Raw genomic sequence first — 24,069 nt, 5'->3', positions numbered from 1 at the left:
TTCCGCTCCTTAGTAAACGCGCGCCTTGGGGGCGATCTTTGCAAGCTCGATGCCGTCGGTCAAAGGATCGACGTGCACGGCCCGATAGTCGAGGGAAACCTTGCCGGCATCATCGACCCAACTCAGCGTGTGCTTGCGCCAATTGGCATCGTCGCGATCGGAGAAATCCTCGCGCGCATGGGCGCCACGGCTCTCCTTGCGGGCCTCTGCCGAATAGACAGTGGTGATCGCGTTGGCCATGAGGTTTTCAAGCTCAAGGGTTTCGACAAGGTCTGAGTTCCAGATCATCGAACGGTCGGTGACCTTGATGTCGTCCAACTCGGTCCAGATTTCGCTCACCCGGCGGCAGCCGGCTTCGAGCGTTTCCTGGGTGCGGAACACTGCAGCATCTTCCTGCATGGCGCGCTGCATCTTGTCGCGCAGCTTTGCAGTCGGGGTGCCGCCATTGGCGTTCCGCAGGCGATCGAAACGCGCCATGATCTTGTCTTCGGAGGCCTGGTTGACAGCCGGTACCGCCGATGTGCGATCGATAACCTCACCAGCCTTGATCGCGGCAGCACGGCCGAACACGACAAGATCGATCAGCGAGTTCGAGCCGAGGCGGTTGGCGCCATGTACCGAAGCGCAACCCGCTTCACCCACAGCCATCAGTCCGGGCACCGTCACGTCGTCGCCCCCGCGGCTGGGGTCGAGCACTTCACCATGATAATTGGTGGGGATGCCGCCCATATTGTAATGGACAGTGGGAATGACCGGGATCGGATCGCGGGTCAGATCGACGCCAGCAAAGATCTTTGCCGATTCCGAAATGCCCGGCAGGCGCTCGTGCAGCACGGCGGGGTCGAGATGGTCGAGATGGAGGAAGATGTGGTCGTTTTTCGCGCCCACACCGCGCCCCTCGCGGATTTCCATGGTCATGCAGCGCGAAACCACGTCGCGCGATGCAAGATCCTTGGCGTTGGGGGCGTAGCGTTCCATGAAGCGCTCACCTTCGGAATTGACGAGATACCCGCCCTCCCCGCGCGCGCCTTCGGTAATCAGGCAGCCCGAACCATAAATGCCCGTGGGATGGAACTGGACGAACTCCATATCCTGAAGCGGCAGGCCAGCGCGGGCCACCATGCCATTGCCGTCGCCGGTGCAGGTATGGGCCGACGTCGCCGAGAAATAGGCGCGTCCGTAGCCACCGGTGGCCAGAACGACCATCTTTGCGCGGAACCGGTGAATCGTGCCGTCGTCGAGCTTCCAGGCGATGACGCCCTGGCACTCTCCGTCCTCGCTCATCAGCAGATCGAGAGCGAAATACTCGACGAAGAACTCGGCGTTGTTGCGCAGCGACTGACCGTAAAGCGTATGCAGGATGGCATGGCCCGTGCGGTCGGCTGCAGCACAGGTGCGCTGGACCGGGGGGCCGTCGCCATAATTTTGCATGTGGCCGCCAAACGGGCGCTGGTAGATCTTGCCCTCATCGGTGCGCGAGAACGGCACGCCATAGTGTTCAAGCTCGTAAACCGCCTGCGGCGCCTCGCGGGCGAGATACTCCATGGCGTCGTTGTCGCCGAGCCAGTCGGAACCCTTGACCGTGTCGTACATGTGCCACTGCCAGCTATCGGGCCCCATATTGGACAGCGATGCAGCGATACCGCCCTGGGCAGCGACGGTGTGCGAGCGCGTGGGGAAAACCTTGGTGATGCAGGCTGTCGAGAAGCCCTGCTCGGCCATGCCCAGCGTGGCGCGCAGTCCCGCGCCGCCGGCGCCGACCACCACGACGTCATAGGCGTGGTCGATGATCTGATAAGCCGAAGCCATGAGCGAATTAACCTCCGAAGGCGAGGACGAGGACCGACACAAGGGCAACGATGCCGATGACGACGGTGAAAACAGTGTTGGCCGCCTTGGCCAGCGAATGATTGCGCGGCTCGTGGATGTAATCCTCGATAACCTCGTTCATGCCGTTGCGCATGTGAATGAAGGCGACGCCAAACAGCACGATGGCCAGGATCGCAACCAGCGGATTGGCGAAGGTCGCCGCCATCTGGACGCGGTCGGCACCGGCAAGCGAGACAACCAGCCAGATCAGGAAGCCGACAAGCACGATGTTGATAGCGCCGGTGACGCGCTGAAGAATAAAGGCGCCAGTGCCTTTTTCTTTCGGATTGGTCTGCATCGCCGTCCCCTTAGAACCAGACGAAAACGGCCCACACGAGAACCGTGGCCGCAATCGAGAAAATCAGCGTGGCCAGCGTAATGGCCTCGCGGCTGGCGGCGTCGAACCCGACCCCTGTATCCCAGATGAAGTGCTTGATCCCACCCGCCATGTGGTGGAACAGCGTCCATGTGTAAAGGAACAGACCAATCTGGATGATCGGGTGGCCGAAGAACCCCTGGACCGCTCCAAGCTGGTCCTGTCCCAGGGCGGCGGCGCCGAGCCAGAGTGCAAACAGCACTGTGCCCAGATAAAGCCCGACCCCCAGAATACGGTGCACGATCGAAAGCGTCATGGTGAGCGTAAAACGATACGCCGAGAGATGCGGGGACGTGGGTCTGAATTGCGCCATTGCCTGCCTCGATCTGGTCCCGTGAAATGATGTCTGGGACACTGAGCCGGTTGCCCGGCAGAAAACTTGCGGCCAACTTCTAATCGCGCTTTCCCCATTCGTCAAAGGGCCGCGCTTACGTCTTTGGTCGGAAATCTGTGAACCGGGCGCCCGCTAAAATATTGACTTTCAAGGTCATATTTTATTCTGGGGATGGACAAGCCCAGCTAAGTCAAGGCAAGTGAGAGGAAATGTCACCCTGGTTTACCTATTAGGTAAAGTCTCATGCCCTCAGCCTTCTCCATCGCCATAACCACCAAAAAAATCCTTGCTTCGGCATGGGGAAGCCTGACCGAGTATGTTTTCGACGTCAAACGCGACGACGGACCATCGGTTGAATTGAAGCGCGAGGTCTATGACCATGGCAGCGCGGCGGCGATTCTGCTGATCGATCCCGAGCGCCATGTGATGACCCTTGTCCGCCAGTTCCGCCTGCCCGCGCACCTCAACGGCGACGACGGCAATATGGTGGAAGTGTGCGCCGGGCTGCTCGATGGCGACGCCCCCCAGACCTGCGCCAGAAAAGAAGCGATCGAGGAGACCGGCATCGCGCCCTCGCGGCTCCAGTTTGCCTTCGAGATCTATGCCAGCCCCGGCTCGCTAAGCGAAAAGATCCATTGCTTTGTCGGCTTTTACGACGAGACCTGCAAAGCCGGTCCAGGCGGCGGATTGGCCGAGGAAGGCGAAGACATTGAAATCATCGAGGTCGGATTTCAAGCAGCGTTGGACATGATCGCCAGCGGTCATATTATCGATGCCAAGACAGTGGCCCTGATCCAGTATGCCGCGCTTAGGGGCCTGCTCTCAGAACCGGACCACCAGAGCGATTAGCAGCGGCGAGCCGATACGCTTGAAAGGATTATGGCATGGATTTTCATACGGGCCGCCTGATCGACCATATCCATTTGCGCGTTGCCGACCTTGAAAAATCCCGAACCTTTTACAGCGCGGCACTGGGCGCGCTGGGGCGCGGGATCACCCATCAGAGCGAGCGGCATTTTTCAGCCGACGAGCTCTATGTCGATGCCGCCCCAGTCAATGTTTCCAAGGTCCATCTCGCCTTCCAGACAGATGGGCCCGACATGGTGCGGCGGTTTTATGCTGCCGCCCTGGCCGCAGGCGGCACCGACAATGGCGCCCCGGGCGAACGGCCATACCACAAGGGCTATTATGCCTGTTTCGTCCTGGACCCCGATGGCAACAACATCGAGGCTGTCTGGCACGGCCCTGAAGAACGCAGTGCAGCCTCGGTCATCCGCAAGCCGGTGTAAGAGCGCGCCGGCGAGCAACACGCCCTATTGCAGCCAGCCGCCAAATGTCTCGGTTGCCGCGCTCAGCATCTGCGGGTTGCTCCAAAGCACCCAGGCGCCGATGACCAGCACCACCAACAGCACGATGCCAAACATTTTGCGCACGAGAGAAAAGACCAGCCAGAAAGCCACAAGCGCAATGGCGCCGATGAAGATGAACGCATAACTGTCAGTGGGGATGTCGGCCTCCTAAAGCCTTGCAGGATCAGCCCTTAATAGGCTGCCCGAGGACGGCTTTTTCATGTCAAACCGCCAAAAACGGTAGCCGGTCTCATCGCTTCAGCTTGATCCAAAGCACTCAATCGATCACGCCGCCGGCAATGTTGAACACTTTTGGAACCGGGGCGCGGGTCGATGTGTTGGTTGGGGGACCAACAATTAAAAACGGAGCGCCCATTATGAAAAAACTTGCTTGTACCGCCCTTGTGATCGCTGGCGCGCTGTCGGTTTCTGCCTGCACATCGACCCAGCAGAACATTACCGGCGCAGCTGTTGGCGGGGGCGCCGGTGCAGCGCTGGGTGGCGCTGTGGCCGGAACACCGGGCGCCGTGCTTGGGGGTGCCGGTGGCGCAGCAGCCGGTGTCGCAGTATCTGAAGAAATGCGCTGATCGACAGCAGCTTCTCGGGCTGTGCCCCGCGCGGACATCGAGAGCGAAAAAACGGGACCGGCTCGGAGCCGGTCCCGTTTTCACGTGCGAGGACGGTCAGGCGTAATCGACAAGTTTTTTGTCCGGATCGTAAGTCTGATCCTCAACCTCTCTGGTCACCGCCTGCCCGCATCGCATCTTGCCTGCCGCCGCATCGAAGACGTAGTGGGCAGCGCCATAAAGCAACCAGCCTTCCGAAAGGGCCTTGGTAACCTTGTGGCAGAAACTGGCATCGTCATCGCCCGACAGGAAACGATAGATCATCATGATAAAGCAAACTCCCCGGCGCAGCGCCGTACGCAATTGACCCCCAGGCCACCTAAATGTGTTTGGCGTGCCTGACCTAAAAAGTGTAACCACCTTTGCGCGCAACACTCTAGCGATTGATCTTGATTGCGTCAGGGTCTAATCGGCAGGGGCGGAAACGAATTAAGCAAATGTTTGTCGCGTTTCCGTGCCGCAAAAGCGGTATTCACCCTCGATTGCATCGAGGATGTGCTTTTGATGGAAACGCTCTGAAGGATGCAAGCATGGCGCAGCAATTCCCGCCCTTTCTGATCGAGGGCTACCGCAACTTCATGTCGGGCCGGTACACCACCGAACGCGACCGCTACAAGAGCCTGGCCGAAGAGGGGCAAAAGCCCACGACCATGGTCATAGCGTGCTGCGATTCTCGCGCTGCGCCGGAAACGATATTCGATTGCGGCCCCGGCCAGCTTTTCGTCCTGCGCAACGTTGCCAACCTGGTACCGCCCTTTGGACCGGACGGCACGTTTCATGCCACCTCTTCGGCAATCGAATTCGCTGTGATCCACCTCAAGGTCGAGCATATCGTCGTGATGGGCCATGGACGCTGCGGCGGGATCACCGGAGCGCTCGCCACCGCGGCAGGACATGCACCCGAAGGCGACTTCATTGGAAAATGGCTGTCAATGGTCAAGGACGTGGCCGGCCAGGTCGAAGCCAATCATTCAATGACCGCCGCAGAGCAACAGACTGCGCTCGAGCGGATTTCCATTCGCCAGTCGATCGGCAATCTCTTGAGTTTTCCCTTTGTCGCCTCACGCGTCGACGAGGGCGCCCTTTCACTGCACGGCGCCTGGTTCGATATTTCCTCAGGCGAGTTGTGGACGATGAATGGGGAAAGCGGCGACTTCACGCGGCCCGACTTGTGAACGCGCCCCACGAGACGCCCGGCCAGATGATCCGGGAACTCCATCAAGACGATCTGCCCGCACTTTCGGCCATGATCGACGCGCTCTCCATCCAGCATGGCACCAACACACGCGTTGTCAAACACGCGCTGGCCCGCGATTTGCTAGGACCGAACCCCTGGGCCATCACCCGCATTGCGCTGCGCAACACAGAACCCGTCGGATATGCCATCGGCTGTCCGCTCTATTTCGCACAGTTCGGCGAACGGGCCATGAACCTGCATCATCTTTACGTATCGCCCGACCAGCGTGGCACGGGGCTGGGCACGCAACTGACGCTGGCCATGGTCGACATGGCGCGCCAATTGGGCTGCACATTTTTCAGCGTTGCAGCCGATCACGACAACGAAAGTGCCCAACGCTTCTACAAGTCGCTGGGTATGCGCGCCTCGCCGGTGACGGGGCTGCGTTTCGCCATGGACCTCTAGCCTCGTTTAAGCCCCAGGCAGAACAGGCGCCTGACGGGGCTTTAGCTTTGCGACGGTCAAAACGAGCCCGATAAAGATCAGCACGCCCCCAGCCACATCGACGCCATAGATCGGCTCCCCAAGAATAAGCACGCCCGATGAAATGCCAGCGATTGGCACCAGCAGGGTGAAGGGCGCGACCGTTGCCGCCGAATGGCGCGAAAGCAGGCCCGCCCAGATGGTGAACCCAAACAGGGTGGCAGGATAGGCAAGAAACGCGACGAGCATCACAGTATTCCAGCTCGGCGGATCGAGATAGGAGAAGATGGCCGGGCCACCTTCAAAGACGAAGGCCAGAACCAACAGCGGGATCGAGCCGATCAGATTGCCCCAAACGGTAAAGGGCAGCATGGGAATGGAGCCGGCAAGCTTTGAGATATTGTTGGCGATGCCCCAGGCAAGCGCCGCCAGGATCAAGATGCCAAAGGGCAGCAATTGGCCACCGGTGCCATGGCCATAGGCAATCACCCCGATCCCGCCAAAAGCCACGGCGGCCCCCAGGATTTGCAGTTTGCGCGGCACCTCGCCGAACACAAAAAACGCTATGGCGATCGTAAACATGGCCTGCACCTGCAGGGCCAGCGAAGCCAATGACGCCGAAAGCCCCATAAACAGGGCCAGGTTGAGCAGCGCATAGAGCGCGCAGGCCATGAACAGCCCATAGCCGGCCACGAGCAGCCAGCGCGCCTTGGGGCGCGGCACAAAGAACACGACCGGAACAGCGGCAAAGAAAAAGCGCAGCGCCGCCGACAAGAGCGGCGGCAGTTCCGCAATGGTGAGCTTGATGACAGTGAAGTTGACCCCCCAGATCGAAACGACCACAAGGGCGATCAGAACGTCGCGAAGGGGCATGTCGAGAGCTCGCAAGAACAGGGGCGGGAAACCGTGCTCTAACGCAATGGGGCAAGCCTGTCATCTCCCGATACGCGAGAGCACGATCCCGAACCTTAAGCCTTGCGTCCAGCTTGAGGAAAGGTCAGATGGGCCTGCCCTTGGCAAAGCGGCCCATCCAAGAGATCACGGCGTCACGATCCCGACATCCTCATAGCCCGGTGCAGTGCCCCAGGCATTGATCGTGGTGCTGGCGCGCAGGCCATGAATCTGGAAGGGATCCTCGGCAATGATCTTTTCGACCTCGGCCCTGGTTTCGGCCTCAAAGATCCACAACCCGCCCACCGGGGTGGCATCTGGCTCGGGACGCATGGCGCCGGCCAGAAGGATCTGCCCCTTGTATTTGCGCAGATAGGCCTGATGGGCACCGGTGTGGGCGGCGCGGATGTCCGCAGCGCCCTCGGTTTTATCGGTGAAAAGAGCGGCCCAGCGCATCAGGCAGCCGTCTTGCCCATGTGGCCACGCGCGACAAGTGCCTCAGCGATCTGGATGGTGTTGAGTGCTGCGCCCTTGCGCAGATTGTCCGAGACCACCCACATGACGAGGCCGTTCTCGACGGTCACATCTTCACGGATACGGCTGACAAAAGTGGCATCGTCGCCCTTGGCTTCGACCGGGGTCATGTAGCCGCCGTCCTCACGCTTGTCGAGCACCACGACACCGGGCGCCTCACGCAGCGCATCGCGCGCCTCATCGGGCGAGATGGGGTTTTCGAACTCCATGTTGACAGCTTCGGAATGGCCAACGAACACCGGAACGCGCACTGCGGTGCAGGTCACCTTGATCTTGGGATCAAGCATCTTCTTGGTCTCGGCGAGCACCTTCCACTCTTCCTTGGTGTAGCCGTCTTCCATGAACACATCGATGTGCGGGATGACGTTGAAGGCGATCTGCTTGGTGAACTTCTTGGGCGTTGGGGCATCGTTAACGAAGATGCCCTTGGTCTGATTCCACAATTCGTCCATGGCATCCTTGCCGCCGCCCGACACCGACTGGTAGGTCGAAACCACGATGCGCTTGAGCTTGGCCAAATCGTGAAGGGGCTTGAGCGCCACGACTAGCTGGGCGGTCGAGCAATTGGGGTTGGCGATGATGTTCTTGCGCTCGTTCTTTGCCATATAGGCATCGAGCACATGCGCATTCACTTCCGGCACGATTAAAGGCACGTCTTCGTGGTAGCGGAAGGCCGAGGAGTTATCGATGACAATGGCTCCGGTCGCGCCGATCTTGGGCGCCCACTGCTTTGAAATATCGCCACCCGCGCTCATCAGAACGAAATCGGTGCCGGTGAAATCGAAATCGTCGAGATTGCGGCACTTCAAAATCTTGTCGCCGAAGCTCACTTCGCGCCCAACCGAGCGCGAGGATGCCAGCGGCACCAACTCATCGATCGGAAAATTACGCTCTGCGAGAATATCGAGCATTTCGCGGCCCACATTGCCAGTGGCTCCAACGATAGCAACCTTGTAACCCATCTTAGATCTTATCCTTTCACCCCACCTCCCGCGCCGCGGGCATGAACCCGCTCGGCCATTGTGGCTCTGCCGCCCTCCCCGCCGGGAGGAGCTGGCCCGGGGAGTGCGTCAAGCGGTTTTGGTGGTGGTTTTCAATGCGAACGGCCTTGTTCCGGCGCTATGGCCAGCCATTTCGAGCAGCGCTGTCCTGGGCGTAATTGCCATGGAAAAGGGCTCCTGCCGTTCCGGTTCAGGTTCATACGCGGTTCTTGATGTTTTGCCAAGGTCGGCCAAAACGCGAAAAAGCCCTGCCGCATGCGGCAGGGCCTTCCAGCGCTAAGGGAGGAGCGCGTTATCAGTTGGGCACGAGCACGCTATCGACAACGTGGATCACGCCGTTGGACTGGTTGACGTCAGCAATGGTGATATCGGCAACCGAGCGGTTCTCATCGATGACCTTGAGCGATCCGCCGATGATCTGGAAGCCCAGAAGATCGCCCGATACGGTTTCAAGACCGAATGAGCCGCCATTGTCTTCGGCCATGCTCATGAGCTGGGCAGCCGAGTAATTGCCGGCGATGACATGGGCAGTCAGAACCTTCTGGAGCATTTCAAGATTTGCAGGCTCGAGAAGCGTATCAACAGTACCGGCGGGCAGATTGCCAAAGGCAGTGTTGGTCGGGGCAAAGACTGTGAACGGACCAGCGCCTTGAAGCGTGTCGACAAGGCCGGCAGCTTCGACGGCAGCGACAAGGGTCGTATGATCGGCCGAATTGACTGCGTTTTCGATGATGTTCATCTCAGCCGACATCGGCGCGCCGCCGACCATCGGGTTTTCCTGAGCAAAGATTGCAGTGGATGCACCGAACGAAACAGCGACACCAAGTGCAAGAGCGGAAACGAAGTTGAGCATGATAGTCCCCCCTGATGGGAATGATTTGTGCATCGGCCCCATTGGCCGTGCTGACAGGGAGAATTACGGGCGGTCGCGCCAAAGAGTTTCAGCGCGGCGCAATTTTTACATCCAGCTCAAAATATGGCCTAGAATTTGAAGCCGACCATCAGCCCGAAATTGGACAGGCCCTGGTTAGGTGGGCACAGATCGAGATTGGAGATGTGCTCGTAGCGCAAGGTGACCGTCATGTTCTCCCCCACATTGGCTCCGATCCCGGCAGCGTCGTAGAAATTGAACGAACACCCGAAATTGCGCGCCGGGCTGGCCGCACCTGACAAGGCGCCATCGGTCACCGCAGCGCCAAAGCCAAGCTCGAGATAGATGGGGGTATCAAACACCGGAATCTGCCAATTGAGATTGGCGTGTAGCAGGTTCTCGCGGCCATTGAAATTGAGGGTCGCACCGATTTCCGGGCGCGGCGAGCCGATCCAGCGGAATGCTTCGAGATCGGGCGAGGAAAACAGCGCCGAAAACTTAACGTCTTCGAGGCTGGAGAAATCCCAATTGTCACCAGTGGGCAAAAACCCGTTGTAAGCCGAATGATAGAAAACCCCGGCCCGCAATTCATCGAGCACAATGTCCTGGGCGGCAACGGGTCCGGCCATAACCAACACGCCAAGCGCGGCTATCACAGATTTACGCATGATCACTCAAAAGTCCCGCTTTGTGCCATTGATCCGGTTGTGTGACACACCAAAGGAACGCTCTCAAGCCGCGGCCCGTTGTAGAGCATCACCAACGGAGACTTATCATCATGTCGATTTCTTCGCTACAAGATCTGTTCATCCACACGCTTCAGGACATCTATTTCGCTGAAAACCTGATCGTGAAAAAACTCCCGATTATGGCCAAAGAAGCCGGTGCCGCACCTCTCAAAAGGGCGTTCGAGGAGCATCTCGAGGAAACCAGAACACATATTTCGCGCCTTGACGAAGTCTTCAAGATTCTTGGTCACAAGCCCCAAGCCGAGCAATGTCCTGCCATCGAAGGCATCATCGAGGAGGCCGAGGAGCTGATCGGAGAGATTTCCAACGCCAAGACCAAGGATGCAGCGCTGATCGCCGCCGGCCAAGCCGTCGAACATTACGAAATCACCCGCTATGGCACGCTCGTCTCCTGGGCCAAGGAGCTTGGCCATGAACAGGTGCTCAGCCACCTGCGCGAAACGCTGGCGGAAGAAAAAGACGCCGACAACAAACTGATGCGCCTGGGTGAAGATCAGCTCAACCAGAAGGCCGCCTGACCCTTTTTGCGATAAATCGCAAAATACCGATAAAGGCGCGCTTGAACCCGAGCGCGCCTTCTCCCATCTTGGGCAGATGACCTTACCTCCGCTTTCCATTCAGGACCTTGCGCCGATTTCGCAGGGCTTTTCCACCACCGAGGCGCTCGCCAAAACACTCGATCTGGCCCGACTGGGCGACGATATGGGATTTGTGCGCCTCTGGTACGCCGAACATCACGGCATGCCCTCTATCGCCTCTTCGGCGCCCGATATCCTCATCGCCCACGCCGCTGCCCACACAAAGCGCATCAATATCGGCGCTGGAGGCGTTATGCTGCCCAACCACGTGCCTTTGCGCGTGGTCGAAACCTACCGAACACTTGAAGGATTGTATCCGGGCCGCATCGATCTGGGGATCGGGCGGGCTGGCGGATCGGACGGGCTGACCCTGCGCGCCCTGCGCGCGACCAATGGTGAGGATTTTCCGCACGAATTTGCCGAATTGCTGGCCTATGAGCGCGGCGGATTTCCGGACGATCACCCGCTGTCGCGGGTCAAAATCGTGCCCTCCGAAGTCGCGCTGCCCCCGATCTGGCTCTTGGGCTCCTCGGGCGCCTCGGCGCAGATGGCCGGGCAATACGGGATCGGTTATGCCTTTGCCTCACACTTTTCTCCCACCCCTGCCGGACCGGCTTTCGATGCCTACAGGCGCAGTTTCAGGCCGTCCGACCAGTTCGCGTCCCCGCACGCGATTCTGTGCGTCGCGGTGATCTGCGCGCCGACCGACGAGGAGGCACAGCACCTGTCGAAATCGATGGAGTTGACCTGGCTGCGCCTGCGCTCGAACGACCCGCAAAAGATCGCCCCACCCGAGGAGTCCGACGCCTATCCCTGGACCGAACAGGAGCGCGCCTTTGTCGAGACGCAATCGAACCTGTGGATCGTGGGGAGCCCTCAAACGGTAAAGGCAAAAATCGAGGACAAGGTGCGCGAGACCAATGCCGATGAGGTGATGGTCTCGACAACCATCCACGATTACGGCAAGCGGCTGGAGAGCTACAGGTTGCTCAAGCAGATCTGGGATAAGGGCTAGTCCTCGATAAAGTCGATGCGGTTGCCGAACGGATCGGTGACCGCGACGACGAGACCGCCGCCAATATGGGCATCGAGGCCCGGACGGATATTGGCGTGGCGCCGGGCTGCGAGTTCGGCATAAAACGCGGCCAGCCCCTCGACCTTGACCGCGATATGGCTGCCGGGCGTCGTATCTCCATGATGCTCGGTGATCCACAACACGATGCCGTCGCGGCTGACCTGCATGAACAAGGGCAGGTCGGCAGCGAACCGGTGCGTCCAGTCGATCGAGAACCCCAGATACTCGCAATAGAAGGCCAGCGCCTTGTCCTCGTCGAAGCTTCTCAGCATCGGGATGGTGGCGCGGTGCTTCATTTTATCCCAGCTTGGCGATGATCGCGTCGCCCATTTCGCTTGTCGTGACTTTACGCGCACCGGTCTGCATGATGTCGCCGGTCCGCAGACCGTCATCGAGCACGTCAGAGATTGCCGTTTCCAACTGGGTCGCCAAATCGGTCATGCCGAAGGAATAGCGCAGCGCCATCGCAAAGCTGGCGAACATGGCGATGGGATTGGCGATGCCCTGCCCGGCGATATCGGGCGCAGAGCCATGGACAGGCTCATACATGGCCTTGCGCCGGCCGGTGCCGGGATCGGGCGCACCGAGCGACGCCGAGGGCAACATGCCCAGCGATCCGGTGAGCATGGCGGCGGCGTCCGAAAGAATGTCGCCGAACAGATTGTCGGTAACCATCACATCGAACTGTTTGGGGTTGCGCACAAGCTGCATGGCGGCATTGTCGGCCAGAATATGCTGCAGGTCGATCTCGGGGTAATCCTTACCCGCCTGCTTGACCACTTCGTCCCACAAGACGCCGGATTTCATGACGTTCTTCTTGTCGGCGGAATGGACTTTTTTGCCGCGCGTCATGGCCAGATCGAAAGCGACACGGGCAATCCGGTCAATTTCGTAACTTTCGTAAACCTGGGTGTCGACTGCACGTTTCTGGCCATTGCCCAGTTCGGTGATTTCCTTGGGTTCGCCAAAATAGACGCCGCCAGTCAACTCGCGCACGATCAGAATGTCGAGCCCTTCGACAAGTTCCTTTTTCAGCGACGACGCATCGGCCAGCGCCGCATAGCAAATGGCGGGGCGCAGATTTGCAAACAGCCCAAGATCCTTGCGCAGCCGCAACAGACCGGCCTCGGGGCGCACCTCATAGGGCACGTCGTCCCATTTCGGCCCGCCAACGGCACCGAAAATCACAGCGTCAGAAGCCATCGCCTTTTCCATGTCGGCGTCGGAGATCGCGACACCATGCGCGTCATAAGCGCATCCGCCAACCAGACCGCTCTCATAGGCAAAGTCGGTAGCGCCCTTGCCGTTGAGATGGGCAATGAGCTTTTCGACTTCGGCCATGATCTCTGTACCGATGCCGTCGCCTGGGAGAAGAAAGAGGGTGTTGGTGGCCATGTTATCCGTCATGCAAAAAAAGAGGGGCGTACTGTGTGCGTAACCGCGCAGCGTTAGCGATCCGTGCGCTGCTCGCGCACTCTAAATCCAGGGGCGGTTCTCAGCCATTTTGGTCTCGAAACCGCCGATGACCTCGTTTTTTTTCAGCGTCATGGCGATATCATCCAACCCTTCGAGCAGCACCTGCTTTCGGCCGGGATCGATGTCGAATGCGATCGAGCCGCCATCGGGACCGGAAATCGTCTGGTTCTCCAGATCGACGGTCAATGTGGCGTTGGAACCGCGATCGGCATCATCAAGCAGCATTTCGAGCTGTTCGGGGGTCACCACGATGGGCAGGATTCCGTTCTTGAAGCAATTGTTGTAAAAGATATCGGCAAAACTGGTGGAAATGACGCAGCGGATACCGAAATCGAGCAGCGCCCATGGCGCATGTTCGCGCGACGAGCCGCAGCCGAAATTGTCACCGGCAACGACGATTTTCGTATCGCGATAGCCAGGCTTGTTGAGCACGAAATCGGGCTTTTCGCTGCCATCTTCATTGAACCGCATCTCGGCAAACAACGCCGAGCCCAGCCCCGTGCGCTTGATGGTCTTGAGGTATTGCTTGGGGATAATCATGTCGGTGTCGATATTGATGATCGGCAAGGGGGCGGCAACGCCCGTCAATGTCGTGAACTTGTCCAAGACTATATCTCCCAGAAGCGCCGGTGCTGTCGCGCGGTACGCAACCGTACCCGGCGGTACGATTTGGCTGTTCTGTCTCTAATGCAAACCAGAGCGCTTGCCAAGCAGGGGCTGGCCATTGCGCGGCTCAAAGCTGCAAAGTATGGTGCGCCGCAAATTTTGACCAAAGGATCAAGACATGACACCGCATAACAATGCCAACCCCGGCGACTACGCTGAAGCGGTGCTGATGCCGGGGGATCCCCTGCGCGCCAAATGGATTGCCGAAACCTTTCTGAGCGATGCCAAGCTGGTCAATTCGGTGCGCAACTGCCTTGGATACACCGGCACCTGGAACGGCAAGCCCGTATCGGTGCAGGCCACCGGCATGGGCCAGGCCTCAACCGCAATCTATGTCCATGAGCTTTTGAACACCTATGGCGTCAAGACAATGATCCGGGTGGGCACCTGCGGCGGGCTGAACACCAAGGTCAAAGTTCGCGATGTGGTGATCGGCGCTTCGGCATCGACCGATTCAACAATCGTCAAGGGCGCTTTCGGCAATTACAATTACGCGCCCGCTGCCGATTATTCGCTGCTGCGCGCCGCCGACGATGCCGCGCGTGGCAAGGACAAGACAGTGCATGTGGGCGGGATCGTGTCTTCGGACATTTTTTATCACCCCTCCGGTCTTGAAGCCTATGGCAAGCTCATCGAGCACGGCGTCCTGGGCGTGGAGATGGAAGCAGCGACGCTGTATCTTCTGGCTGCCCGGTTCGGCGCCAGGGCACTGACCATCTGCACGATGACCGATTGCCTGATCACCGGCGCTGAAATCGACGCCGAAGCGCGCCAGACGTCCTTGCGGGACATGGTGGAAATCGCGCTCGATGTGGCTGTGGAGGCGTAAGCCGTCAGCAAACACTTATAGTGCACTCACCCCGGCCGCGGCCGGGGTGACAGGTTGGAAAGCGACCAGCAGGGCCAAACTAATGCCTGAAATGGCGCATGCCGGTGAACACCATTGCAAGGCCTGCCTTGTCGGCAGCGGCAACGACCTCCTCGTCTCGCACCGAACCGCCCGGCTGGATGACAGCGGTGGCGCCGGCCTCGACCAGTGCTTCAAGGCCATCGGCGAAGGGGAAGAAGGCATCGGAAGCAACGACCGAACCATTGGTCAGGGCGCCTTTTTCCTTGGCGGCTTTGGCGGCGTCCTTGGATTTCCTGTGCGCGATGCGTGCTGAATCGACGCGCGACATCTGACCGGCACCAATGCCCACGGTCGCGCCGTCCTTGACGTAGACGATGGCGTTGGACTTGACGTGCTTGGCGACTTTGGCGGCGACCATGAGATCGGCCATTTCCTGCTCGGTCGGCGCACGTTTGGTGACCACATTGAGCTCACAATCATCGGCGTTCGAATTGTCGCGGGTCTGGACCAGCAGCCCTCCGGCAACCGAGCGCACCGTCAGCCCTTCGGCTTTGGCGTCGGGCAGGCCTTCGGTAACCAGCAGGCGCAAATTCTTCTTGGCTTCGATGATCGCAATGGCATCGTCGCTAGCACCGGGCGCGATGATCACCTCGGTAAAGAGCTTGACGATCTCTTTGGCGGCGTCCTCATCCAGCGGGCGGTTGAGCGCAACAATGCCGCCAAAGGCGGACACGGGATCACATTTCAGCGCCGAGAGATAGGCTTCGGTGAGCGTTGCGCCCTGCCCTACACCACACGGATTGGCGTGTTTGATAATGGCAACGGCGGCCGAGTGCTCGGGATCGAATTCGGCAACCAGCTCGAAGGCAGCGTCTGTATCATTGATGTTGTTGAACGAAAGCTGCTTGCCCTGGATCTGGGTGGCCGAGGCAACACCGGGTCGGTTTGAACCATCGCCATAAAAGGCTGCCCATTGGTGCGGGTTTTCCCCATAGCGCATCACTTCACGCAGCTTGCCCGAAAAGCTCCGCCATGTGAGATCGGGCATATCGAGGGTTTTGGCAAACCAGTTCGATACCCCTGCATCATAGGCGGCGGTGCGGGCAAAGGCTTTGGCTGCATATTTCTGGCGCGCGTCGTAGGCGACCTCACCGCGGTCCTTGAGCGCTGCCAGCACGTCAGCATAATCGGCTGGGTCTACGATCACAGTCACATCGCCATGATTTTTGGCTGCGGCGCGGATCATGGCGGGGCCACCGATATCGATGTTCTCGATCACTTCGTCATAATCGCCGCCCTTGGCGACCGTCTGGGCGAAGGGGTAAAGGTTCACGACCAACAGATCGATCGGCGAAATATCGTGAATTCGCATTGCCGATTTGTGCGCGTCATTGCCCCGGATGCCCAGCAGGCCGCCATGCACCTTGGGATGCAATGTCTTGACCCGCCCGTCCATGATCTCGGGAAACCCCGTCACTTCGGAAATGTCGATAACCGGCAGTCCGGCTTCGGCCAGCGCCTTGCGCGTGCCGCCGGTCGAAACGATCTCGACGCCAAGCGCGACGAGCGACGTTGCAAATTCGATGATACCGGTCTTGTCGGAAACCGAGAGCAGCGCCCTTTTGACCTTGGTTGCACCCGCCTGAGCCATGGGAAGTCCTGCGCTTTTCTGTTGATTGGGAAAGTTGGGCGCGGGACTATCACGGTTTTCCTCAAACGGGAACCGCCAAAGCCGCGTTGCCCGCCTCAGCTTTGCCGCGTGAAGACCCAGGCAATGTCGGTGTCGGACCGCGCCGGGCCGTGCAGCACGATCTGTCGCGTGCGGCTGAGCCCGAAATGGGCGGAATGACGCACGCTGTCGTCGATGTCGGCTTCAGCCCCTTCCCACATGAAAGCCCAGACCTCGCCATTGCGATAGGTGAGCCGGAACAGAGCCTCTCCGCTCGAACGTTCGAGCGCAACGCCGGGGGCCAGATGAAACCGGGTTGTGAAGGCCCCCTGCTGGCGCGAGCGATTGCCAGCGGCAACAAAACTGTCCTGCCCCACAAGGGTCTGTCCGCCTCCCATAAGGGTCAGGCGGCGCACGATGTCGAGCCCATAGCGGTCCCGATAAGCGCCGGTGGTCAGCTCGAGCGTATTTTCGGCGGCATCCATGGACATGATCGGGTCGGGACCGCGGCGCCGCATGGCGTTGCCCACCAGCATGCCACCCCCGATCCGCGCGCTCGACATGTCATCGATGGTTGGCGCGCTATGGGCTGAGGTATGGCGGAAGAGATTACCGCTCTCGGACAGCCCGGCCGGGGCCGGCCCGCAATTGCCCACGACAAGTGTCGACCCGCAGGCATATTCAAAACTCAGCCCGCCCGCGTGAGCATCGCGTGCAAAAGCCAGCGGCGGCACACGCCCGGAATCGGCGATCAGCTTGCCCGGACCATCGACCAGAACGCCGTAGCCACCGCACAGGCCCGACCCCGAGCTGCGAGCACCCGATTGGCCGGTAATGGCCAGGACCAGTTCCACGGGCACCTGCCCACAGCCATTCGCATAAACCGGCTCGCGCGTCCCGAGCACCAGCTTTTCGAGCGCCTTGTGCATGGCCTCGATCCGCCGGCCGATGTCGGTGGCCATGTGACCGTGGCGCTGGCTCAGCGCCTGATTAACCGGGATGATCTCCGAGAGGATCTGGATCTGGGTGAACAGGTTGCGCGATTTGACCAACCCGTCATCATCGAGCACGGCCCCCAATTGCCATTCAAGAGCGCTAGCATGCGCTACAAGATCCTTGGTTTCCTCGCTTTCACTCAGCGCCGCCCCGACTAGGGCAATCTCCACCATAAGACGCGTGACAGGGGCCGATATCAGCGGAGCGCGGACCTTGAGCGACTGGATCTGGATCGAAAGCGAACGCAGGATGGCCCTGCTTTGGTCAGGCGTTGCGCCTTCGGTCAGCAAAGCGAGCGATTTAAGCCAGTTCAGAACGCGCCGTGCGGTGATGAACAGATCCCATGCCTCGGCATCGAAATCGCCAAGCCGGGCGATCCAGTCGAGCACCAATGTGCGCCCGAAGGCGCGCTGGCCCGGATCGGATATAGCGAAGAAATGGCGCAGCCAGCCAAAGCTGTGCAGGTCGGCAAACCAGTCATCGAAATCGCTTTCAACGGCGAACGGCGACGCCCCCCTGGTGTCCACGACGCGACCGGACAGAAGATAGTGCCCCTCCATCATCTCGACGACGGTCTGGGCATCGGCCGGGCGGAAATCGGCAAGGCGCGGCAGAAAGCGGATTTCGCCCGCTCCCGACCACGTCCAGGAAAAAAGGGGATGGGTCACGCACCGGTCGGCAATATTCATGCCGCCCCGCTGGAGCCCGAAACGCAAAACTTCTAACACGCCCATACCTGAACCCTACTCACGGGCCAGATCGTATCATCAACTTAACGTTAACCACAGACCACCCGAATTTGTTTGCACCACTCAGGCCGGTTTTTTGACGAAACGGGCGATGAAAAATCCATCCAGTCCGCCGGCGATTTCGCCCGGCAGCGTCATGGACGGGATCAGCCGCACAGCTCCGCCCGCCGTCAGCGGCGCGCTCCAGCCTGCAAGCTCATCGGCCGCGATGGGCGCGACTTCGAGATCGGTGAGATTTTTCTCGACCCAGCCGATCTGGCTTTCGCCCTCAGCGGTTTCCAGCGAGCACACACAATAAATCAAACGCCCGCCCGGCTTGAGCAGGGATGCAGCGTGGGCGAGCATCTTGCGCTGGAGCGCCACACGATGGGCTATGCCATCGGCATTGCGGTGCAACAGCACTTCAGGATGACGCCTGAACGTGCCGGTGGCCGAGCACGGCGCATCGAGAAGCACGGCGTCGAACACCGGCCCCGGTCCATACCCAAGAGCATCGGCAACGACAATCTCGGCATCGAGATCGAGCCGCTCGAGATTGGCGCGCACCCGCTCCATCCGATCTGCCGATATATCGAGTGCAGTGACATGCGCACCCGCCGACGCCAATTGCGCTGTCTTGCCACCTGGCGCAGCGCAAAGATCGAGAATGCGTTCACCGGCGGCTGGCTTCAACAGCTGAGCCGGCAATGCTGCCGAGACATCCTGCACCCACCATTGACCCTCGGCAAACCCGGGCAGATCGGCAACTGTGGCATCGCGCTCTGCGACACGCACGCTGGGGCCAAACACGGGTTGTCCGCCCAAAGCGGCGATCAGATCGGGATCAGGCGTTTTGAGCGTGAGATCGAGCGGGGGCGATTGAACGAGAATTTCGGCAAAACCTGCAACTTCATCGGCACCATATGCCCCTGACCATTGTGCGGCCAGCCAGCCCGGAATAAGCCCGGCGTTGTCGAGCACCTTGAACTGGTCGATCTGACGCTGGACGGAACGCAGAACGCCATTGACGAGCTTGTCGAACCGTCCGGCACGCTTGTCGGCACGGGCCGACTCCACCCCAAGGTGGATAGCCGAATGGGCCGGGATATCGTCGAGCCAGAGCAGTTGGGTGACAGCGATGCGCAGCACCGCTTCCAAAATGCCTGCCCGTTGCGGCACGCCCTTTGACAGGACCTGGCTGAACACGGCATCGATATGACCGTGATGACGCAGGGCCGTGGTGACCATGCGATTGGCCAGCGCGCGGTCACGGCTTTCAGCCAGCCGGTCCTTGGCGATGGGGGCAAACGGCTTGCCTTCCAGCACGGATTTGAGATGAAAAGCGGCCTCAAGCCTGAGCTTGAGGCCGGGCAGATCGTATTTCTCGGTCAAACTGTCTCGCCTAAAGTCTTTGCGCCACGATCAGCGAAGAGACTTTAGCTCCTTGTTTTGCGTGTCCGAACAGACCAATGGCAACCACTTGCTGTTCGGGCCGGGGCGAGCCCTGAAGATGAACACGCTTTATCCCCAGGGACCTGATGATTTGCCGTCGTCCGAGCGCGACCGTGTGCCGGGCGTACGCCAGCTCTGACCGGGCCGGACAGTGGCCTGGATGGGGTTTACCCTCTGGCGCGCCGTTTGACCACCACCACCACCGCGCAGATTCGATGCCATGTTCGAAAGTGCGGCGATGCGGTTCTCGACATTGGGGTGGGTCGAGAACAGATTGTCCATCCGCGCGCCCGAAAGCGGGTTGGAAATATACATATGCGCCATGGCCGGCGCCCGCTCCGCCGCCTGATTGACAGTGCGCCTGGATAGCGTTGAGATCTTTTCAAGCGCCGTGGCCAACGCCATGGGATCGCCGCAGATTTCGGCGCCATCCTTGTCGGCCTCGTATTCGCGCGTGCGGCTGACTGCCATTTGCACGAGCATAGCCGCGATGGGCGCCAGAATGACCATGGCAATGACGCCGATGAAACCAAGCGGATTGTTATTGTCGCGCGAACCGCCGAAAAACAGACCGAACTGGGCAAGCATGGAAATGGCACCCGCCAGCGTAGCGGTAATCGTCATTGTCAGGGTGTCGCGGTTTTTGATGTGCGCAAGCTCATGGGCAATGACCGCAGCAACTTCTCTGCTGTCGAGATGTTTGACAAGGCCCGACGACACCGCGACCACGCCCTTGTCCGGGCTGCGCCCGGTGGCGAATGCGTTGGGCTGATCGGTTGCGATGAGATAGAGCCGTGGCATGGGCAGGCCTGCATTGTCGGCCAACCTCTGGGTCATCTGGTAGAGATCAGGCGCAGAGCGCGGGTCGATTTCCTTGGCGCCCTGCATCGAGAGGACCATCTTGTCCGAGTTCCAATAGGCAAAGGCATTGGTGCCCAGCGCAAAAACAAACGCCAGGGCCATACCCCCGGTGCCACCGATCATATAACCAACGCCCATGAACAGCGCGGTCATGCCGGCCAGCAAAATCGTGGTGCGTAAAGCGTTCATCATTGTCGTCAGGCTTTCCTCAGCCGATTGGTATGCGTATATGATGGGGACGCAAAAGCGCGACTGCAAGAACCCTGCCCCCTAAACGCCTTGTCATGAAAGTGGTTTCGCTTCATGTCCGAAACATCAAAACGTCCTGATCCCCAGATCGCCCAACGTGCGCTTAAAGAGGCGCGCGAGCGGCGCGCCGAGATCGACGCGAAAACTTCAGATGCGCCGCGCGAAGTCGATGGGCGCGGCGGGCTGGACCCGGCGCGCTATGGCGACTGGGAGATCAAGGGCATTTCCTCCGATTTCTGAGCTGTCAGCGTAGGGCTGGTGCGGCATGCCTGCGTGCCTGGGTTGCTTGACGCGTGCGGCGTAGCGCCAGCGCCAGCGCGAACTGGATGGCAAGACCGCAGGCAAGCAGAACAAAATCTGTGGTGAAATGATCGCCGATGCCGGCCTTGATTGCCTGAGCCAGGATCGAGAGCACAGAGCCGGTGGCGAAAACCGCGAGACCGTTCTGGCCCAACAGGCGGAATGGCTCGGCCCATCGGCTTGCCGATGCGCTGTACACCCAGCCAAGACAGGAAACGAGATAGGCAAGGGCCAGAAAATGGCTCAGCCGCGACAGGGCGAGGAAGGTCTTGTCGAAGGAGACAAGATAAAACGGCACGCCAAACGACCCAAGCTGGCTCAACCCATATCGGCCCGCACTGGCGAGCGGCGGCATCAGCCGCCAGCACAGGATAATCAGGAGATAGAGCCCCGCTACCCACATCAGCCAGCCCAGCTTGGGCACAAAGCGTTCGCCACGCTTGAGAAAAATGCCGGTCAGCAGGCCAGCCACAAAAAGAATCTGCCACGACAGCGGATTGAAAAACCATCCCCCCGGATTTGGGTAATTGGGCAAATTGATGCGAAACTGCGCCGCGAGCGCCCAGACCGCCACTGACAGTGCCATGAGCACATAGGGCCGCCGCAGGGCCAGCCACAGAATGGGCGGCGCCACGAGCAACAGGACAAGATAGAGCGGCAGAATGTTGAAATAACCCAATTGGTGCGTAAGGATCGGAATACCGATCAGCACACCGAGCGGATTTTCCCAGGCCGGTGCGAGATTGATCGTACGCAGCAGGTCATAAAGCCCGAACCAAAGCGCGGCGGCGGCAAGAATGCCAATCGCCATCGACGTCGTGGACAAATGGACGAAATACAACGTGCGGGCCCGCGCCCAGACCCTTGCGATACCGGGCCAGTAGGGCGGCGCAAGAAAGCCCGAAGAATAGGCAAGCCCGGCAGCGGTACCCGAGAGAAAAACGAAAGCTTCGGCCGCATCGGAAAAACCCCAATTGCGGTTGGTGAAGCGCTCGAAAGCATTTCCAGGGACGTGGTTGATAAAAATCATGACTAGCGCCAGTCCGCGCAGTACATCAATGCGCGGATCGCGCGCGCCGCGCTGGGGCAGGACCGGGCTCGCCGCGCCCTCAGACTTTTCAAGCATGCGTCAGCGCCCCCGTGGGGCCGGCTTCGGCACGCGCAGGGATAGCCTGCGTTTGGGTCCAGCGATCCAGGATCGCCTGCCGGTCAACGAGAATCATGGCCGGATCGCTTTCCTGGGGAGTTTGATAGACCGGGCCGGCAAACGGCCGCGCAGTGAACCAGATGAGCATTGGCGCAAACAGCATCGGCACGGCTATGGGGATGAGCCACACAAGCATTGCAGGCACGAAATAGCCCGTCGCCAGAAGTGTGCCGGCGCCGATAAGCACCATCCAGCGGCTGGCCGCCCAGGCTTCGCCCATCTCCAGCGCCTGCGCGCCGCGCCGCGTAGCGGGCCAACCGCCATCCGAGCCTGTAAGCACTTGAATGACCGAGCGTGACTGGAACAGCATGAAGACCGGCGCCAGCAGGCTCGAGGTGACGAGTTCGCACAGCACCGACAGTCCCGAACGCGCCGCCCCGCCAAACCCGCCAGCTCGTCCCGAAAGGATGGCCTGGGCCAGGATCAGCAGCTTGGGCAGGATCAACAACCCGAAAATGCCGACAAGCAAGGTGATGGCTTTGGAGGTCTGATCGTCGGGAAACACTGGAAACAGCTGATAGGGCTGCGGGAAATAATCGGGCGATGGCGCAAAATAGGGCGCCACAAGGCTCAAAATGACAAACAGTGCCCAGACCGGCGAGGACACATAGGCCAAAATGCCCTGAAAGAACACAAAACGGCTCCACCCGGTCAGCCCCGGCGCAGAGAGCAGGCGCGAGTGCTGCAAATTGCCCTGACACCAGCGCCTGTCGCGCTTTGCAAACTCAATGAGGTTTTCCGGCCCTTCCTCGAACGAGCCTTCGATATCGGTATCGAGCCGAACGATCCAGCCATTGCGCACCAGCAGTGCGGCTTCGACATAGTCGTGCGAGAGAACATGCCCGCCAAACGGAGGCTGCCCACGCAGAACCGGCAAACCGCACGAGGCGGCAAACGCGCGGGTGCGTACTATGGCGTTGTGCCCCCAGAACGGGCCACTGCGCCCCGACAGCAAGGCGATGCCCCGCGCAAAGACCAGCGAGAAGAATCCCGCCGAAAACTGCATCGACCGCCCGAACATCGAGCGGGCATTGACGATCTGCGGCAGGGTCTGGAGCAGGCCCAGTTGCGGCTCGGCCTCCATGCGGCGCACCATTTCGACAATGGCGCTGCCGCTCATCAAACTGTCGGCATCCAAAATGAGCGCGAATTCATAGGCGCCGCCGTGGCGGGTCATGAAGTCTTCGACATTACCCGCCTTCTTGCCCCGGTTCTCGGCGCGGCGGCGATAGAACATTCGCCCCTTCCCGTCGCTCTCTTTCAACAGGCGCTCGAACCAGGCTTCTTCGGCACTGGCGACGTCAGGATCGCGGGTATCGGACAGGATTGCGAAATCGAAAAGCCCGTTGAGCTTTTCGCGGCCCAGAGACCGATCCATGGCGAAAACGCGCGAAAAGGTTTCGGCCGGATTTTCATTGTAAATCGGGACCAGAATGGCCGTGCGCTTGGAAATGCGCGCAACACCGCCCCGGTTATCGTGAACCGAGGGACGGTAAAACAGACCCACGACACTCTGGCTGGCGCCCCAGGCAAGCCAAAGCGTGGAGATTGTAATCAGCGCCAGACGCGCAAAATCAAGCGGCTGGAGACCGTCGACGGCTGCAAACTGCATGAACAGCACAACGGCGATGGCCCCGAGGCTCAATGTGAGCAGCAGCGCGAGACTTCTGGCGATGCGGGCCCGTCTATCGGCCCTGTCCAT

Annotated in this window: 28 protein-coding genes; 9 read left to right on the top strand and 19 right to left on the bottom strand. The window is 60.0% G+C overall.

The window, feature by feature from the left end; all coding sequences use genetic code 11:
- Positions 1-9 precede the first annotated feature (9 nt).
- The 3 genes from sdhA to sdhC are packed head-to-tail and all read right to left on the bottom strand — an operon-like array spanning position 10 to position 2,558.
- A complete protein-coding gene (sdhA, locus tag ACN0TA_RS01985) occupies positions 10-1,809 on the bottom strand; it encodes a succinate dehydrogenase flavoprotein subunit (protein WP_417579282.1) in 1,800 nt (599 codons plus the stop codon).
- Between the two features lie 7 nt (positions 1,810-1,816).
- Complete coding sequence (gene sdhD / locus ACN0TA_RS01980) at positions 1,817-2,167, bottom strand: succinate dehydrogenase, hydrophobic membrane anchor protein (RefSeq protein ID WP_417579280.1); 351 nt, start codon at positions 2,165-2,167, stop codon at positions 1,817-1,819.
- A 10-nt stretch (positions 2,168-2,177) separates the two neighbouring features.
- Positions 2,178-2,558, bottom strand: a complete 381-nt coding sequence (gene sdhC, locus ACN0TA_RS01975) for a succinate dehydrogenase, cytochrome b556 subunit (protein WP_417579278.1) — start codon at positions 2,556-2,558, stop codon at positions 2,178-2,180.
- 264 nt (positions 2,559-2,822) lie between these two features.
- Here sdhC and ACN0TA_RS01970 point away from each other — a divergent pair, with 264 nt between their 5' ends.
- Both ACN0TA_RS01970 and ACN0TA_RS01965 read left to right on the top strand, forming a co-directional pair.
- Positions 2,823-3,428: an NUDIX domain-containing protein gene (locus tag ACN0TA_RS01970; RefSeq protein ID WP_417579276.1), complete on the top strand. Its 606-nt coding sequence runs from the start codon at positions 2,823-2,825 to the stop codon at positions 3,426-3,428.
- A 35-nt stretch (positions 3,429-3,463) separates the two neighbouring features.
- Entirely contained in the window at positions 3,464-3,868 is a 405-nt protein-coding gene (locus ACN0TA_RS01965; RefSeq protein WP_417579274.1) for a VOC family protein, read from the top strand.
- A gap of 24 nt (positions 3,869-3,892) precedes the next feature.
- Here the strand turns inward: ACN0TA_RS01965 and ACN0TA_RS01960 are convergent, their stop codons facing one another.
- On the bottom strand, positions 3,893-4,039 hold the full coding sequence (locus ACN0TA_RS01960) for a hypothetical protein (protein ID WP_417579272.1): 147 nt from the start codon (positions 4,037-4,039) through the stop codon (positions 3,893-3,895).
- A gap of 266 nt (positions 4,040-4,305) precedes the next feature.
- Here ACN0TA_RS01960 and ACN0TA_RS01955 point away from each other — a divergent pair, with 266 nt between their 5' ends.
- The gene (locus ACN0TA_RS01955) at positions 4,306-4,515 is read left to right on the top strand and encodes a hypothetical protein (protein ID WP_417579270.1); all 210 of its coding nucleotides are present in this window, start codon (positions 4,306-4,308) and stop codon (positions 4,513-4,515) included.
- 96 nt (positions 4,516-4,611) lie between these two features.
- Here the strand turns inward: ACN0TA_RS01955 and ACN0TA_RS01950 are convergent, their stop codons facing one another.
- Positions 4,612-4,821 carry a DUF1737 domain-containing protein gene (locus ACN0TA_RS01950; protein WP_417579268.1) on the bottom strand — a complete coding sequence of 70 codons (210 nt, stop codon included), beginning with the start codon at positions 4,819-4,821 and terminating at the stop codon, positions 4,612-4,614.
- A gap of 263 nt (positions 4,822-5,084) precedes the next feature.
- On the opposite strand from ACN0TA_RS01950, the gene ACN0TA_RS01945 reads away from it, so the two are divergent.
- Entirely contained in the window at positions 5,085-5,729 is a 645-nt protein-coding gene (locus ACN0TA_RS01945) for a carbonic anhydrase (RefSeq protein WP_417579266.1), read from the top strand.
- Positions 5,730-5,755: 26 nt separating this feature from the next.
- Positions 5,756-6,196 carry a GNAT family N-acetyltransferase gene (locus tag ACN0TA_RS01940; protein ID WP_417579264.1) on the top strand — a complete coding sequence of 147 codons (441 nt, stop codon included), beginning with the start codon at positions 5,756-5,758 and terminating at the stop codon, positions 6,194-6,196.
- 6 nt (positions 6,197-6,202) lie between these two features.
- Here the strand turns inward: ACN0TA_RS01940 and ACN0TA_RS01935 are convergent, their stop codons facing one another.
- The 5 genes from ACN0TA_RS01935 to ACN0TA_RS01915 all read right to left on the bottom strand — a co-directional run bounded on the left by ACN0TA_RS01935 (position 6,203) and on the right by ACN0TA_RS01915 (position 10,179).
- Entirely contained in the window at positions 6,203-7,087 is an 885-nt protein-coding gene (locus ACN0TA_RS01935) for an EamA family transporter (protein ID WP_417579262.1), read from the bottom strand.
- 165 nt (positions 7,088-7,252) lie between these two features.
- Positions 7,253-7,561 (bottom strand): YciI family protein, encoded by a 309-nt coding sequence (locus ACN0TA_RS01930; protein ID WP_417579260.1) that lies wholly within the window; start codon positions 7,559-7,561, stop codon positions 7,253-7,255.
- Positions 7,561-8,601, bottom strand: coding sequence for an aspartate-semialdehyde dehydrogenase (locus ACN0TA_RS01925; RefSeq protein WP_417579258.1), 1,041 nt, complete (start codon positions 8,599-8,601; stop codon positions 7,561-7,563). Before ACN0TA_RS01925 ends, ACN0TA_RS01930 begins: the two co-directional genes overlap by 1 nt.
- Before the next feature lie 334 nt (positions 8,602-8,935).
- The gene (locus tag ACN0TA_RS01920) at positions 8,936-9,493 is read right to left on the bottom strand and encodes a fasciclin domain-containing protein (protein ID WP_417579256.1); all 558 of its coding nucleotides are present in this window, start codon (positions 9,491-9,493) and stop codon (positions 8,936-8,938) included.
- A 128-nt stretch (positions 9,494-9,621) separates the two neighbouring features.
- A complete protein-coding gene (locus ACN0TA_RS01915) occupies positions 9,622-10,179 on the bottom strand; it encodes an acyloxyacyl hydrolase (RefSeq protein WP_417579254.1) in 558 nt (185 codons plus the stop codon).
- A 110-nt stretch (positions 10,180-10,289) separates the two neighbouring features.
- Here ACN0TA_RS01915 and ACN0TA_RS01910 point away from each other — a divergent pair, with 110 nt between their 5' ends.
- Together ACN0TA_RS01910 and ACN0TA_RS01905 are read left to right on the top strand one after the other, a co-directional pair.
- Entirely contained in the window at positions 10,290-10,778 is a 489-nt protein-coding gene (locus ACN0TA_RS01910) for a ferritin-like domain-containing protein (RefSeq protein ID WP_417579252.1), read from the top strand.
- Between the two features lie 76 nt (positions 10,779-10,854).
- Positions 10,855-11,853, top strand: coding sequence for an LLM class flavin-dependent oxidoreductase (locus ACN0TA_RS01905; RefSeq protein WP_417579250.1), 999 nt, complete (start codon positions 10,855-10,857; stop codon positions 11,851-11,853).
- Here ACN0TA_RS01905 and ACN0TA_RS01900 read toward each other — a convergent pair.
- The 3 genes from ACN0TA_RS01900 to leuD form a co-directional block, all read right to left on the bottom strand.
- The gene (locus tag ACN0TA_RS01900) at positions 11,850-12,209 is read right to left on the bottom strand and encodes a glyoxalase superfamily protein (RefSeq protein ID WP_417579248.1); all 360 of its coding nucleotides are present in this window, start codon (positions 12,207-12,209) and stop codon (positions 11,850-11,852) included. The genes ACN0TA_RS01905 and ACN0TA_RS01900 overlap by 4 nt on opposite strands.
- A 1-nt stretch (position 12,210) precedes the next feature.
- Positions 12,211-13,308 carry a 3-isopropylmalate dehydrogenase gene (gene leuB / locus ACN0TA_RS01895; protein WP_417579246.1) on the bottom strand — a complete coding sequence of 366 codons (1,098 nt, stop codon included), beginning with the start codon at positions 13,306-13,308 and terminating at the stop codon, positions 12,211-12,213.
- A gap of 81 nt (positions 13,309-13,389) precedes the next feature.
- Positions 13,390-13,995 (bottom strand): 3-isopropylmalate dehydratase small subunit, encoded by a 606-nt coding sequence (gene leuD, locus ACN0TA_RS01890; RefSeq protein ID WP_417579244.1) that lies wholly within the window; start codon positions 13,993-13,995, stop codon positions 13,390-13,392.
- Between the two features lie 178 nt (positions 13,996-14,173).
- Here leuD and deoD point away from each other — a divergent pair, with 178 nt between their 5' ends.
- Entirely contained in the window at positions 14,174-14,884 is a 711-nt protein-coding gene (gene deoD / locus ACN0TA_RS01885) for a purine-nucleoside phosphorylase (protein WP_417579242.1), read from the top strand.
- Positions 14,885-14,963: 79 nt separating this feature from the next.
- On the opposite strand, the gene purH is transcribed toward deoD, so the two are convergent.
- From purH to htpX, 4 genes are all read right to left on the bottom strand, one after another.
- Positions 14,964-16,556, bottom strand: coding sequence for a bifunctional phosphoribosylaminoimidazolecarboxamide formyltransferase/IMP cyclohydrolase (purH, locus tag ACN0TA_RS01880; RefSeq protein WP_417579240.1), 1,593 nt, complete (start codon positions 16,554-16,556; stop codon positions 14,964-14,966).
- Positions 16,557-16,651: 95 nt separating this feature from the next.
- Entirely contained in the window at positions 16,652-18,304 is a 1,653-nt protein-coding gene (locus ACN0TA_RS01875; protein ID WP_417579238.1) for a heparinase II/III family protein, read from the bottom strand.
- A 78-nt stretch (positions 18,305-18,382) separates the two neighbouring features.
- Complete coding sequence (locus ACN0TA_RS01870) at positions 18,383-19,690, bottom strand: RsmB/NOP family class I SAM-dependent RNA methyltransferase (RefSeq protein ID WP_417579236.1); 1,308 nt, start codon at positions 19,688-19,690, stop codon at positions 18,383-18,385.
- A 129-nt stretch (positions 19,691-19,819) separates the two neighbouring features.
- Positions 19,820-20,800 carry a zinc metalloprotease HtpX gene (gene htpX / locus ACN0TA_RS01865; protein WP_417582023.1) on the bottom strand — a complete coding sequence of 327 codons (981 nt, stop codon included), beginning with the start codon at positions 20,798-20,800 and terminating at the stop codon, positions 19,820-19,822.
- Between the two features lie 114 nt (positions 20,801-20,914).
- On the opposite strand from htpX, the gene ACN0TA_RS01860 reads away from it, so the two are divergent.
- Entirely contained in the window at positions 20,915-21,100 is a 186-nt protein-coding gene (locus tag ACN0TA_RS01860; RefSeq protein WP_417579234.1) for a DUF1674 domain-containing protein, read from the top strand.
- A 4-nt stretch (positions 21,101-21,104) separates the two neighbouring features.
- Here ACN0TA_RS01860 and ACN0TA_RS01855 read toward each other — a convergent pair whose 3' ends face one another.
- Positions 21,105-22,286, bottom strand: a complete 1,182-nt coding sequence (locus ACN0TA_RS01855; RefSeq protein WP_417579232.1) for an OpgC family protein — start codon at positions 22,284-22,286, stop codon at positions 21,105-21,107.
- Positions 22,279-24,069: a glucans biosynthesis glucosyltransferase MdoH gene (gene mdoH / locus ACN0TA_RS01850; RefSeq protein ID WP_417579230.1), complete on the bottom strand. Its 1,791-nt coding sequence runs from the start codon at positions 24,067-24,069 to the stop codon at positions 22,279-22,281. Before mdoH ends, ACN0TA_RS01855 begins: the two co-directional genes overlap by 8 nt.

Source organism: Pelagibacterium sp. (assembly GCF_048264985.1).
Classification (GTDB): domain Bacteria; phylum Pseudomonadota; class Alphaproteobacteria; order Rhizobiales; family Devosiaceae; genus Pelagibacterium.
Note: the sequence above shows the minus strand (reverse complement) of the source record. Positions and strands in the feature narration are given on the sequence as shown.